The 13,568-nt window shown below is 68.3% G+C and carries 11 protein-coding genes; all 11 read right to left on the bottom strand.

All coding sequences use genetic code 11. From position 1 onward, the window contains the following. Positions 1 to 68: 68 nt before the first annotated feature. The 11 genes from FVP77_RS15200 to FVP77_RS15150 all read right to left on the bottom strand — a co-directional run bounded on the left by FVP77_RS15200 (position 69) and on the right by FVP77_RS15150 (position 13,560). The gene (locus FVP77_RS15200; RefSeq protein WP_147895391.1) at positions 69 to 4,403 is read right to left on the bottom strand and encodes a DUF7933 domain-containing protein; all 4,335 of its coding nucleotides are present in this window, start codon (positions 4,401 to 4,403) and stop codon (positions 69 to 71) included. 302 nt (positions 4,404 to 4,705) lie between these two features. After that, on the bottom strand, positions 4,706 to 5,899 hold the full coding sequence (tuf, locus tag FVP77_RS15195) for an elongation factor Tu (RefSeq protein WP_147895390.1): 1,194 nt from the start codon (positions 5,897 to 5,899) through the stop codon (positions 4,706 to 4,708). A 165-nt stretch (positions 5,900 to 6,064) separates the two neighbouring features. Beyond that, on the bottom strand, positions 6,065 to 8,179 hold the full coding sequence (gene fusA, locus FVP77_RS15190; protein WP_147895389.1) for an elongation factor G: 2,115 nt from the start codon (positions 8,177 to 8,179) through the stop codon (positions 6,065 to 6,067). A 91-nt stretch (positions 8,180 to 8,270) separates the two neighbouring features. Beyond that, on the bottom strand, positions 8,271 to 8,741 hold the full coding sequence (gene rpsG, locus FVP77_RS15185) for a 30S ribosomal protein S7 (RefSeq protein WP_116648283.1): 471 nt from the start codon (positions 8,739 to 8,741) through the stop codon (positions 8,271 to 8,273). Positions 8,742 to 8,746: 5 nt separating this feature from the next. Continuing rightward, positions 8,747 to 9,115 carry a 30S ribosomal protein S12 gene (gene rpsL, locus FVP77_RS15180; RefSeq protein WP_017201609.1) on the bottom strand — a complete coding sequence of 123 codons (369 nt, stop codon included), beginning with the start codon at positions 9,113 to 9,115 and terminating at the stop codon, positions 8,747 to 8,749. Between the two features lie 317 nt (positions 9,116 to 9,432). Beyond that, positions 9,433 to 10,086 (bottom strand): hypothetical protein, encoded by a 654-nt coding sequence (locus tag FVP77_RS15175; protein ID WP_147895388.1) that lies wholly within the window; start codon positions 10,084 to 10,086, stop codon positions 9,433 to 9,435. Further along, a complete protein-coding gene (locus FVP77_RS15170) occupies positions 10,083 to 10,676 on the bottom strand; it encodes a hypothetical protein (protein ID WP_147895387.1) in 594 nt (197 codons plus the stop codon). The genes FVP77_RS15175 and FVP77_RS15170 overlap by 4 nt, the downstream gene beginning before the upstream one ends. After that, positions 10,673 to 11,512 (bottom strand): hypothetical protein, encoded by an 840-nt coding sequence (locus FVP77_RS15165; RefSeq protein ID WP_147895386.1) that lies wholly within the window; start codon positions 11,510 to 11,512, stop codon positions 10,673 to 10,675. Before FVP77_RS15165 ends, FVP77_RS15170 begins: the two co-directional genes overlap by 4 nt. Before the next feature lies 1 nt (position 11,513). Then, a complete protein-coding gene (locus tag FVP77_RS15160; protein ID WP_121148496.1) occupies positions 11,514 to 12,884 on the bottom strand; it encodes a hypothetical protein in 1,371 nt (456 codons plus the stop codon). Further along, positions 12,881 to 13,177: a hypothetical protein gene (locus FVP77_RS15155; RefSeq protein ID WP_121148494.1), complete on the bottom strand. Its 297-nt coding sequence runs from the start codon at positions 13,175 to 13,177 to the stop codon at positions 12,881 to 12,883. The genes FVP77_RS15160 and FVP77_RS15155 overlap by 4 nt, the downstream gene beginning before the upstream one ends. A gap of 92 nt (positions 13,178 to 13,269) precedes the next feature. Then, a complete protein-coding gene (locus FVP77_RS15150) occupies positions 13,270 to 13,560 on the bottom strand; it encodes a WXG100 family type VII secretion target (RefSeq protein ID WP_246134133.1) in 291 nt (96 codons plus the stop codon). Between the last annotated feature and the right edge of the window lie 8 nt (positions 13,561 to 13,568).

Raw genomic sequence — 13,568 nt, 5'->3', positions numbered from 1 at the left:
TTCGGTGAGGAAAGCAGGTGGTGCGGTCATAGGGGGAAGCGGGTTGCTGAGCGAGGCGGGAGCGGGTTTCAGAAAGCCCTCCCTCTCGTTCGGCGGCGCCCGTGCCAGACGGCGAGGGCGAGTGCGAGGACCAGGACGACGGAGCCGCCGATGAGGAAGGCATCGGTGCTCGTGCCGCCGGTGAGCGGGAGGGTGGCCGGCTGGACGGGCGCGTTGACGAAGCGGTAGACGGCCGTCTGACCGGCCGCCGGAGCGGTGATCGACGCCGCACCCGACGACGCCGTCGTCACCGGCGCCCAGGTTCCGTTCGGCTGCCTGACCTCCACGCGGAGCTGCCGGTAGGCCAGACGGGTGCCCGTCTGGGCGAGCGCCTCCGTCAGGGTGTAGGCGTGTCCGGGCCTCACGTCGAACGTGCTGGAGGGGTTGCCGGCGGTCGCGTAGTCGGCGCCGGCGACCGTGGTCGGTGCGAGCCCGGCGAGGGCGGCCGGCGTCGCCGTGAGGTTCCACGTCGAGGGCTGGAACCCGGCCTGCGGGCTCTGCACGTTCTTCAGCAGGACGACGGATGCTGTGGCATTCGTCACGGTGCATGTGACCGCCGTCGCGCGGGTGAGGGTCACGTCACCGGCAGCGGTGACCGGCACCGTCGTCCCGGTCGCCGTGGTGCATACCCACGCGCCGATCTGCAGGTAGGTCGCCGGTCCGCCGGCCTCCGCGAGGCGGTAGGGCGTATCGGCTGAGACGGTGACGGTGTTCAGCGTGCCGCTGCCGCCCGCCCCGCTCGGTCCCGGCAGCGCCGCCGCCAGACTGCGGGTCGCCGAGAGCTGCCATGCGGAGGGCGAGGCGCTGCCGTAGGAGACGTTCTTTACGAGGGTCAGGGTGGCCACCGGCCGGTTGGTGTAGACGCACTCGACCGCGCTCCCCGGTGCGACGTCCACGGTGAGCGCGCCACGCACCTGATCCCCGACCGTGGTGACCGTCGTGGCTCCCGCCACGCCGTTCACCGTGCACACGAGGCTCTGGTAGCGGAAGCCCGTCTGGGTCGTCTCGGCGACCGTGACCCGAGCCCGGTGGGACGCAGCTCCGAAGAGCACCTGCCATGTCGCGGCGCCGTCGGCCCCCGTCTGCTGGGCGGGGTTGCGGGAGGGCAGGATCGACACGGTGCTGCCGGTGGTGGCCGCCGCCGTCGTGGTCATCGTCCACCCGGGGGTGGGGGTGCGATTGGTTCCGCTCCAGTCCTCGACGATCTTCGTCACGCGCACCGTCGCGAAGGGTGCCGGTGAGTTGGTGAAGGTGCAGGCAACGCCGACACTCAGCCGGTTCGGGATCGTGATCGTCGCCGACTTTTCCGTTCCCGTGAAGATGCGCACCCCGTCGGCCCAGCACTCGTAGACCGACGTGTACGCCGTCAGCGGTGACGAGGAACCGGTCGCCATCGTCTCGGAGATCGTGACCGCGGTACTGATCTGCACCGGCGTCGGCCCGATCCGCGCCGACTGCACGCCGGTCGCCGTGCCCGTCGTCGTCGCGACCGAGGACTCGGTCGCCGGAGAGCCCGCCGCTATGGCGAGGCGGAACTGGTCGGCGCCGGCGACGCGGCCGACGACGTTCTTCTCGAGGGAGATCGTCGACGGGGTCGAGCAGGCGGCGAGGTCGGTCGCTCCGGCACCCGTGGCGGTCGTACCGATCGTTGCGCGGGGGCTTCCCGGAACGCGCACCCACGTCGTCGGATCGAACTGGTAGGCGACGGTCGCGCCTCCGAGGTAGACGGTCCCCGATGACGAGAACGCCATGCCGTTGACCGCCGTGAGAGCAAATCCGCTGTCCGTGCCGCTCAGCGCGCGGCGTACGGTCGCGCTCGAGGGGATGGTGCCGCCCGACGCGGCCGCGAGCGCTTCGCGCGTGACGCTGAACATGCCGACGTTGCTCGAGTCGGCGGCGGTCTGCACGATGTGGAGGTTGCCCTGTGCGTCGAACGACAGGTCGCCGTTCTCCCCCGCGGTCGTGCCGGTCGCCACCTGCCCGAGGTACAGGAAGCGACTGCCGTTTGCGAGCGAGTTCGGCGTGTACTCCCAGAGGCGCACCGAGCCCGTCGCCGACTTGCCGACGATGAACCTGCCGTTGAGCGGGTCGACCGCGCCGGCGATGATCGTGCCGTCGAGGGCCGCGCCCGACCGGTCGAGCATGGCTCCTTGCGCGGTGGTGAACGCCGTGCGCGCGGCCTGGAGTCCGCCGCTGACGATCGTGTAGTTCACCACGGCGGCGGCGGTCGACGCATTCGATCCGCGGTCGATGGCGATCGCGGTCGCTCCGTCGCCGCTGACACCGAGCGCGTTGACGTCGACCGCCCCGGTCACGGCGCCGGTGATCTGCGTCGGCGCAGCGGTGCTCGTCGAGTTCGCCTGCGCGATCGACCCGTTCGCGCGGACGGCGTAGAAATAGGTTCCGTCGCAATAGAGGCTCGCCGGCTGCGGCGTGTTCGTGAAGGTGCAGACCACCTCGGCGCCGGGCTCGTCGGGGATCGTGATGGGGCCGGAGACGGAGGTGCCGGTCGCGATCGTGGTCGTGCCGCGCACGCACTGGTAGGTCGTGGAATAGGTGTTCAGCGACGCGGTCGACGTGATGGTCTCGGAGATCGTGTACGTCGCTCCGCGGGTGACGTTCACCGGGCCCACCCGCTGGGTCTGGACGCCGGTCGTGGAGCCGAGTGTGCTGACTGCGGCGATCTCGGTGGCGCCCGAGCTGAGTGCGAGGCGGAACTGGTCCCCGACGACTGCGCGTCCGACCACGTTCTTCTGGACAGTGATGCGCGCGGGCGCCTCGACGATGAGCGTGGCATTGTCGGGCGGGCTGAGCACCGTGGTGACGTTGGCGGCGCCGTTCACGTACGTGCCCGGCGTGTTGGCGACGACGTTCAGCGTGATCGTGCAGCTCACCGCCCCCGCTGCCAGGTCTCCCCCGGTGGCCGTGATCGTCGACGACCCTGCCGCCGCCTGAACGGTGAAGGCCGCTCCGCCGACGTTCGTGCACGTGCCGCCGACGGTGGGGGTCGGGGCGACGACGAGGCCGGCAGGGAGAGCGTCGGTGAAGCTCCAGTCGGTCTTGGCGGCCAGCTCGGAGGTGTTCGTGACGGTGAACGTGAGCGTCGTGGGCGTACCCGCGACGATCGTGTCGGCGGCGAACGCCTTGTCGAGGGCGGGCGTGGCGTCGAGGATGCGCAGGTTGTCGACCGCGAGGTCGTTTCCGCCCGAGGTGACATTGGTGTTCCGCACGACGGGTCGCAGCTGCGCCGCCTGCGCGGGCGTGAGCAGCAATGACGTGTCCGACGTGAAGGTGCCGGCCGCCACGCCGTTGCCGCCCAGGTTCCATCCCCCGGTGAGGGCGGGCGAGGTGTACCAGCGCGAGGCGGCATCGGTGCACGGCGAGAAGGCCCGCGACGTCATCGACGGGGTTCCCCCCGTGCCGACGGCGAGACCCAGCGTCACCTGCGCGCGGGTGCCGAAGGTGCACGAGGCCTCACCCATGTCGAGGCGCACGACGTAGTACCGCGACGCCGACGCGGAGATGCCCAGCGCGGGCGCGGTGCTCGAGCGGCCGAGCATGAGGGTCTGACCGGCCGTGCCGTTCTGCGACTCGGTCCACTCGGTCAGCGCACGGTTGCCCTGCGACCCTCCGTTGGGCGAGGCGGTCGAACCGGCGGCGGTCGCGGCATCGACGGATGCGGCGCCCGCGACGCCGAGCCGCATCTGGCCGAGAGCGTCGGCGAGGCGACGAATGTTGTTGCGGGAGGACTGCGGGGACGCGCTGCAGACCGAAGCCAGCGACGCGTCGGTGGTGGCGTATTCGGCGAGGACGCCGTTGCACTGCGCAGTGGTGAGCCAGAACGCATCCGCCGTGTAGACGTTCGAGAGCGACGTCGCCAGGGGAACCGCAGCAGTGCCGGAGACCGCCTCGAAGTCCTCGAGCCAGACGGAGACCGGCGCCTCGGCAACTCCGGCGGCAAGGATCGAGACGGAGGCGTCGTTCGTGGCTCGCGCCTCGGGCGGACCCCGGGCGGCCCTCACCGGCTCGCTCGCAGGCGACGATGATGCGTCCGGAGCCGATGCCGGGCCGGATAGTCCGGGCTCGGCAGCCGGAGCGGCGTCCGCCTCCGCGACGTCATCCTGCTCCGAAGAGGGGGCATCGACCTCAATGGGAGGGTCTTCCGACATAGTCGGTGTGCCGTCGCTCCCGATAGCCGTGTCCGACCCGGCCGGCGCGACCGACGTCGCCGCCGCGGCCACGCCACCCGTCGCGAGGAGGGTCACGATGAGAGCCACCACGGTCGCCGCCGCCACACCGGTGCGCACTCCGCGCCACGCGGCCAGGGCGCGCGCGGGGAGACGAAACTCCAGGTGAGGCGACATATCGGTGCGTATCTGTGAGGGGACGGTAGGCGACGTCAGCCGCCCACAGTACGCACGCAACGCGAACGTCACGGGATGTGCGGAGGAGGGGCACCAGACTCCGGATCGTCGCACCCCGCTCTCGTGAGGGGGACGACGTTTCATAGAATATTGCTAGAGACCCGAGATATGCAAGTGAACGATCGGTTCACAGCCGGTGACTTTCTCTAGACTCCCCATAATCCCGGGTCAGGCACGAAGAAGCCCCCCGGATCCGGATGGACCCGAGGGGCTTCTCTTTCGCTCGCGACGCGAGCGGGGTGTTACTTGAGGATCTTCGTGACCGTGCCGGCGCCGACGGTGCGGCCACCCTCACGGATCGCGTAGCCGAGGCCCTCTTCCATGGCGATGGGCTGGATCAGCTCGACCGTCATGTCGGTGGTGTCGCCGGGCATGACCATCTCGGTGCCCTCGGGCAGCGTGATGACGCCGGTGACGTCGGTGGTGCGGAAGTAGAACTGCGGGCGGTAGTTCGTGAAGAACGGGTTGTGACGGCCGCCCTCTTCCTTCGACAGGATGTAGGCGGTGCCCTCGAACCCGGTGTGCGGCGTAACCGAACCCGGCTTCACGACGACCTGGCCACGCTCGACGTCGTCACGCTTGGTGCCGCGGAGGAGCAGACCACAGTTCTCGCCGGCCCAGGCCTCGTCGAGCTGCTTGTGGAACATCTCGATACCGGTGACGATCGTCTTCTGCGTCGGACGGATGCCGACGATCTCGACCTCGGAGTTGATCGCCAGGGTGCCGCGCTCGGCGCGGCCCGTGACGACGGTTCCACGACCGGTGATGGTGAAGACGTCCTCGACGGGCATGAGGAACGGCTTGTCCTTGTCACGCACCGGGTCGGGGATCGACTCGTCGACGGCTTCCATGAGCTCGACGATCTTCTCGACCCACTCGGGGTCGCCCTCGAGAGCCTTGAGGCCCGAGACGCGGACGACGGGGGCGTTGTCGCCGTCGAAGTCCTGGCTCGAGAGCAGCTCGCGGACCTCGAGCTCGACGAGCTCCAGGATCTCCTCGTCGTCGACCATGTCGGACTTGTTCAGCGCGACGAGCAGGTAGGGGACGCCGACCTGCTTGGCGAGCAGAACGTGCTCACGGGTCTGAGCCATCGGGCCGTCGGTGGCGGCGACCACGAGGATCGCGCCGTCCATCTGGGCGGCACCGGTGATCATGTTCTTGATGTAGTCAGCGTGGCCCGGCGCATCGACGTGGGCGTAGTGACGCTTGGGGGTCTCGTACTCGACGTGCGAGATGTTGATCGTGATACCACGCTGACGCTCTTCCGGCGCCGAGTCGATCGACGCGAAGTCACGCTGAACGTTGGTGGCCGACGGGTACTTGTCGGCGAGCACCTTCGAGATGGCAGCGGTGAGCGTGGTCTTGCCGTGGTCGACGTGACCGATCGTTCCGATGTTCACGTGCGGCTTGGTCCGCTCGAACTTGGCCTTAGCCACTGGGTCCTCCTCAGGACGGTGATGTGTAGAGGGTCCGGGCACTGGTTTGCGACCGGTTCTCTACGGGGATGGATTCAGCTTAGTAGAGGTGTGATGTGAAGTTGTGGGGTGGATGCTGCCGGCCCCTCACCGGGGCGCTGAGCCGGCAGCATCCGGAGGGCGGAGTTACTCGCCCTTGGTCTTCTGGACGATCTCGTCGGCCACCGCGCGCGGCACCTCGGCGTAGCTGTCGAACTCCATGGAGTAGACGGCGCGGCCGGAGGTCTTCGAACGCAGGTCGCCGATGTAGCCGAACATCTCCGAGAGGGGGACGTTCGCCTTGACGACCTTGACGCCCTGGGCATCTTCCATCGACTGGATCTGGCCACGACGCGAGTTGAGGTCGCCGATGACGTCGCCCATGTACTCCTCGGGAGTACGCACCTCGACGCCCATGATGGGCTCGAGGATGATGGGGTTCGCCTTGCGGACGGCTTCCTTGAATCCCATGGAGCCGGCGATCTTGAACGCCATCTCCGAGGAGTCGACGTCGTGCGAGGCACCGTCGAGCAGGATCGCCTTGACGCCGACCATGGGGTAGCCGGCGAGGACGCCGACGTTCATGGCGTCCTGGAAACCCTGGTCGGTGGGGCCGATGTACTCGCGCGGGATGCGGCCACCGCTGACCTTGTTCTCGAACTCGTAGGTCTTCTCGGCCGTGACCTCGAGGGGCTCGATCGCGAACTGGATCTTCGCGAACTGACCCGAACCACCGGTCTGCTTCTTGTGGGTGTAGTCGTGACGCTCGACGGCCTTCTTGATCGTCTCGCGGTACGCCACCTGCGGCTTGCCGACGTTCGCCTCGACGCGGAATTCGCGCTTCATGCGGTCGACGAGGATGTCGAGGTGGAGCTCGCCCATGCCCTTGATGACGGTCTGACCGGTGTCGGAGTTCTGCTCGACGCGGAACGTCGGGTCCTCCTCCGCGAGCTTCTGGATCGCGAGACCCAGCTTCTCCTGGTCGGCCTTCGTCTTCGGCTCGATGGCGACCTCGATGACCGGCTCGGGGAACGTCATCGACTCGAGCACGACCTGGTGCTGCGAATCGGAGAGCGTGTCGCCCGTGGTGGTGTCCTTGAGGCCGATGACCGCGTAGATGTGACCGGCGGTGACCGAGTCGACCGGGTTCTCCTTGTTCGCGTACATCTGGAAGATCTTCCCGATGCGCTCCTTCTTGGACTTGGTCGAGTTGACGACCTGTCCGCCGGAGTCGAGGTGACCGGAGTAGACGCGGATGTAGGTGAGACGACCGAAGAACGGGTGCGTCACGATCTTGAACGCGAGGGCCGTGAACGGCTCTTCGCGGTCGGCGTGGCGCTCGATGACGATCTCTTCGTCCTTCGGGTCGTGGGCCTCGATGGCCGGCACGTCGAGGGGCGACGGGAGGTAGTCGACGACCGCGTCGAGCATCGGCTGCACGCCGCGGTTCTTGAACGCCGAGCCGCAGAGCACCGGGTAGACCTCGGACGCGATGGTCAGCTTGCGGATCGCGGCCTTGACCTCGGCAACGGTCAGCTCTTCGCCGCCGAAGTGCTTCTCCAGAAGCTCCTCGTCGGACTCGGCGACGGTCTCGAGCAGCAGCTCGCGGTACTCGGCGGCCTTGTCGGCGAGCTCGGCCGGGATCTCCTGGATCTCGTACTTCGCTCCCATGGTGACGTCACCCTTGGAGTCGCCGGGCCAGACCAGCGCGCGCATCTCGACGAGGTCGATGACGCCCACGAAGTCGTTCTCCGCGCCGATGGGCAGCTGGATGACGAGCGGCTTGGCCTTCAGCTTGTTGACGATCGTGTCGACCGTGAAGTAGAAGTCGGCGCCCAGCTTGTCCATCTTGTTGACGAAGCAGATGCGGGGGACGTCGTACTTGTCGGCCTGACGCCACACGGTCTCGGACTGGGGCTCGACGCCCTCCTTGCCGTCGAAGACGGCGACCGCGCCGTCGAGGACGCGGAGCGAGCGCTCCACCTCGACGGTGAAGTCGACGTGACCGGGGGTGTCGATGATGTTGATCTGGTTCTTGTCCCAGAAGCACGTGACGGCGGCCGACGTGATCGTGATGCCGCGCTCCTGCTCCTGCTCCATCCAGTCGGTGGTCGAGGCGCCATCGTGCGTCTCGCCGATCTTGTGGTTGACGCCCGTGTAGAAGAGGATGCGCTCGGTCGTCGTCGTCTTGCCGGCATCGATGTGCGCCATGATGCCGATGTTGCGGACCTTGGTGAGGTCGGTGAGCACGTCTTGTGCCACGGGCGGGGTTCCTAACTTGTGGAGAGGGACATTCCGTCGACCTCCGGGCCCTTCGACAGGCTCGGGACCCGGAGGTCGACGTTCAGGCGTATTACCAGCGGTAGTGCGCGAAGGCGCGGTTCGACTCGGCCATCTTGTGGGTGTCTTCGCGGCGCTTGACCGCGGCACCGAGGCCGTTCGAGGCGTCGAGGATCTCGTTCTGGAGACGCTCGATCATGGTCTTCTCGCGGCGGGCCTTCGCGTAGCTCACGAGCCAGCGCAGGGCCAGCGTGTTCGCACGGTGGGGCTTCACTTCGATCGGCACCTGGTAGGTGGAGCCACCGACGCGGCGGCTCTTGACCTCGAGGGTGGGGCGCACGTTGTCGAGCGCCTTCTTGAGGGTGGCGACGGCATCCTGGCTGTTCTTCGCCTCGACGCCCTTGAGGGCGGTGTAGACGATCGACTCCGCGATCGACTTCTTGCCGTCGACGAGGATCTTGTTGACCAGCTGGCTGACGATCGGAGCACCGTAGACCGGGTCGTTGACGACCGGGCGCTTGGTGACGGGACCTTTACGAGGCATCTGACTCAGCCCTTCTTCGCACCGTAGCGGCTGCGGGCCTGCTTACGGTTCTTGACGGCCTGGGTGTCGAGTGCACCGCGGACGATCTTGTAACGGACACCGGGGAGGTCTTTCACACGACCGCCGCGGACGAGCACGAGCGAGTGCTCCTGCAGGTTGTGGCCCTCGCCGGGGATGTAGGCGGTGACCTCGGTGCCGTTGCGGAGCTTCACACGGGCGACCTTGCGCATGGCCGAGTTCGGCTTCTTCGGGGTCGTCGTGTAGACGCGGGTGCAGACACCGGCCTGCTGGGGGTTCGACTTCAGGGCGGGGGCCTTGGTCTTGGTGACCTTCGGCGAGCGTCCCTTGCGAACCAACTGCTGAATAGTTGGCACGTTCTCTCCTTGTTGTGCTGCACGGTGACAGCGGGTGTGTCTCCCCCGCAGCATCCGGATCTTTCGATTCATGACGGTGCGGGCTCACATAGACCCACCGAGCGGCAGAATGATCTGACGCTTCTCGTGGTGGATATGCCGTGGGGGTGACCTGTTCGCAGGCCCATCCCTGAGATGGTGAGCTCCACGCTCCTGCAGCACACCGGGGGCACGACGCAGGGCGCGCATGAGCGCACACCCGCCCAATCATACGCCCCCGGGAGGGGTGCGGGCAAACGAGGGCGGATGCGGCGGATCCTCGAGGCGGGGAAGCCGCGTCAGTCCTCGACGTCGACCCACCGGAAGGTACTCAGGATGACGTCGCCCGTCTCGAGGAGCAGTTCCGTGAGCCTGGTCGGGGTGAGGGCGTCGTCCGACAGCGCGGGCTGCGTGTCGTCGGCCGCCAGGACGGTGTGGACGAAATGGAGCCCGCGGCGTTCGGGCGCATCGACGCCCACCGGAACGACGTAGTGCTGCGCGCGCGTGCGGATCGCGGGCTCGTCCGTGCCGCGCCGCTCGCTGTGGTCGTTCGTCCATCGCCACATCGAGGTCGCCGTGAAGTCCGGCTGGACGACCTCCGCGCCTTGGGCGGCGCGACCGACGGCGTCGGCCCACGACACATCGCTCGGGCGGACGAACGGGGCCACCGTCAGCACGGCCGGCTGAGGATCGCCGTCGAGGGTCGGGGGGAGGTAGGCCTCGAACACGTGGGTCGACCGCAGCGATCGTCGCAGCTGCGACAGCATCCCCCGCATCTGCAGCACGAGATCCGGCCGATCGGCGTCCTTCAGCCGCTCGACGGCGGTCTCGCCGAAGACGTCGGTCAAGACGTCGGCGGGGACCCTCCGCCATCCCGCCGGGGCCAGGAGGCGGTAGGGCGCGGGCCGGGGCGGAGCGGCTGGGCGGCCGATGAGTTCTTCGCGCAATGTCATCGATCCGTCTCTCGTTCGCGGGGCTCCGCCATACTCCGGAACAGCGCCTCGACGTCGGCTTCCCGGTCGGCGATCGCCGCGGGGTCGTGATCGTTCGTGACCAGGTAGCAGACCCACTCGGGCGTGACGCCCAGCCACTCCAGCCGCGGCAGCACCGCGGGCTCGGCGTCGTCCTCCGAACGCAGCACGAGCGGGAGGCTGTGACGGCGTGCCGCGGAGGTGAACCCGTCGATCGAGAAGACCTCCACGACCGGGTCGAGCGCCGTGAACCCCGGATCGGGGAGCAGGTCCTCCGCGTGCGTGCCGTCGGGGTCGCGACTCTGCACGTAGACGTCGACGAATCCGGTCGGGATCGACGCGATCGGATAGTGCCAGAACCGCGCCCACACGTGAGCGGCGGGGAACAGCGCGACCGCGCGCGCGCTGGAGCGTACGAGGGGCGCGACGGTCTCGGCGTCCGGCCGACCGCTCGTGGCCGATTCCGCGAGCCAGTCGGCCCATTCCTCGGCGTCGCGCCAGCGGGTGTCCGCGTAGTCCAGGGGCACCCGGATCCAGCGGTCGGTGTCGAAAATCACCTCTGCGGCGCTCATCCGGCGTCTCCTCTCCAGACCACCGACGGGTTCTTCCGCCGGAGGCGTCGTGCGTCGCCGGGGCGGATGATGCCTTCGCGCTCCAGCACGTCGATCGTGGTGCCGTAGGAGCGGTCGCCGGCCGACCGCTCGGCGGGGGCGAGTTTCGTGGGCAGGGAGGCCCACCACTCATCGACCGGGTCGCCGTCGCCGACGCTGACCCCCCACTCGTCCTTCGCCGCGACGGCGGGGTCGAGCAGCGCGGTGCGGTCGCGACGACGCGCCACGACCGCGAGCCCCGCCAAACCCACGACCGACAGACCGAGGAGGACGAGACCGGCGATCGGCGCCTGCGGCTCGAAACGGTCGACGTCGTCCCAGTTGAGCGACATGTAGACGAACACCGCGGCCCACACCACGGCGAGCACGATGTACAGCCGCCAGGCGCCCCTCGTGTGGGCGCCGAGGAGAAGGGTGTCGCGTCGACCCCGTTCCAACGCGACGAAGATCGCGAACGCGGCGACCGCGCAGAGACCGACCCAGAGTGCGGCGGTGTCGACGCCGAGGGCGGGGCGGCCGTTGCGCGGAGACGGCAGGACGAGGCCGGCCGCGAGGAGACCCAGGAGGAGGGCGATGACGGTGACGGTGTCGCGGACGCCCCATGTCGGACGAGAGGGTCTCACGGGACCCGCACCCGAACGACGAACGACGTTGTCGTGTTCGCCGCGCAGGCGCGGCACCGCCACGAGGAGGGCTGCCCGCGACGCATCGACGACGGCGTCCAGTCGCTTGCGGCTGCGCAGTTCCGTAACGCGGCCCTTCAGATCAGCGGTGACGTCGGTGGTCAGGTCGGACACGTCACCTCGCCAAGGGGTTGAAGTCGAGACCGGGGATGTCGGCGACGGTCGGGATGTCGGGGCCGCCGAACACGCCCACACCGGTGCTCACCGACTGCTCGATGCCGTTGAAGAAGTTCACCACGTTGGTCCCCTGCATGAACCCACCGGGGGCCCCGACGCCGGCGAGCCAGTTGTTCGCCGCGACACGTGGCACGCCGCCCGGGCGCGGCCAGGCGTTCAGGATGTTCTCCGACATGCTCAGCGCCTGGCCGTCGAGACGACCACCACCGGATCGGATGGCGTTCCAGGCGCCCTGACCCCAGTTGCCGACGGAGGTGCGCAGGAAGTCGTCCGCGATCCCCCCGGCAGCGGCCCGGCGAGCGGCCTGTCCCCCGCCCGAGCCGCCCCAGCCGAGGATCGTGCGCACGCCGTCTTCGACGGCGTTGCGGCCCGCCGTGATCGTGGTGCGAGACGCGGTGCCGAGACCGGCTGCGGGCCCGAGTGCGCGGAAGAACCCCGATCCGCCGCGCATGGCCTTGACGACGCCTCCGGCGAAGGGGATCACCGCGATGGTGTCGAAGATCAGGTCGCCCATCGTCACGCGTTTGGAGCCGGCGAGCATCATGCCGACGTGGATGGCGAGGGTGGCGATGGCCGCCACGGTGGCGATGACGAGCAGCACCGCAGCGATGGGAGCGGCGACGAAGATCGCCACGACGACGGCGATCGTGCCGATCACGGTCAGCGCCTGGGCGATGAAGTCGAAGGCGTCCTCCCACGGGTTGTCGTCGATGCCCGATGCGCTGTACGCGGACTCCAGATCGTTGACGGCCTTCTCGTAGGCCTCTTCCCATACCGAGTAGCCCGACTCGAAGGACTCCCAGAGACCCTCGAGTTCGGTCTCGGCACTGCTCGCCGCGCTTCCGGCGCTCGAGGCGGCCTGGTCGGCGGTGGCGAGCTGTGCGTCGGTGGCTTCGTCCTGCCACGGCCAGGGGTTGCGGAGGTCGTCCGCGGTGCTCTCGGCCTCCTCGCGGGCGGCGACGGCTTCGTTGCGCGCCGTGATCGCGGCGAAGATGTCGTCCACGAGTGGATTGACGGTGCGCGTGCGCGCGTCGCGGAGCGCGGCGGCGTACGTGACGAGGACGGGCCCCGAGCTCGTGTAGCGATCGGCGACCTTGGTCAGCTGATCGGCCAGCTCGCCGGCCTGCTCGCGGATCGCGTCGAGCCCCTCGGCCTTGTAGCGCGTCTCCGACGAGAGCTTCTCGAGCTCATCGGAGGTCCACTGCATGCGCTCGCCCATGCGCGTGTACTCGTTCCCGGCGGTCTCGATGTCGTAGGGGTCACCCTCGAGCTCCTCGAGCCGATAGCCGCGATTCGGTGAGTAGGTCATTCGGGATCACTCGCCAATTCCACATCGAGTTCGCCGATGGTGTCGACGAAGTCCTTCAAGTGCTGATAAACCGTGTCGAGGTCCTCCGACAGCTGCTCGCGGTTGCCGTCCCACCCGCCCTGGAACTCCTCGACCTTGCCGCGCAGTTCCGACCGCCCGGAGGGTCGACCCACAGCATCCGCCACCGTGTCGGTGTTCTTCCCGAGATCGGCGAACTCGGTCTTGAACGAATCCAGGCGGCTCACCATCAGCTCGAGATCACCGAGATCGACATCCATCCCGTCGTTGGCCATGCGGTCTCCTCTTCGTCGTCGCCGGAACCGTCGCGCACACGGCTTTCACCCCGGGTCGTTCCTCGATGAGGACGGCCCGGGGTGAAAGTACGTCAGTTGCCCGCGAGCGCCTGGTCGGTGTCCTTGATCGCCTGCATCATCTTGCGCAGCGATTCGCCCATGTCGGAGATGCCCTCGATGGCCTTCTCCAGACCGGTCGTCAGCTCGGTGTAACCCTCGCCGAACTTGCCGGAAGCGTGCTGCGTCTTGAAGTCGTCGCCCAGGAGCCGGTCGACGTCGTCCTTCAGGCGACGAAGCACGTCGCCGATCTCTTCACGGCCCGACTCGAGCTTTCCCGACATCGACTCCATCTCGCCGTAGGACGCTTTGAAATCCGCCATCATGCACCTTT

Origin of the sequence: Microbacterium hatanonis (genome assembly GCF_008017415.1) — a bacterium.
Classification (GTDB): domain Bacteria; phylum Actinomycetota; class Actinomycetes; order Actinomycetales; family Microbacteriaceae; genus Microbacterium; species Microbacterium hatanonis.
The sequence above is the reverse complement of the archived record's forward strand: the minus strand, read 5'-3'. Positions and strand labels throughout refer to the sequence as shown.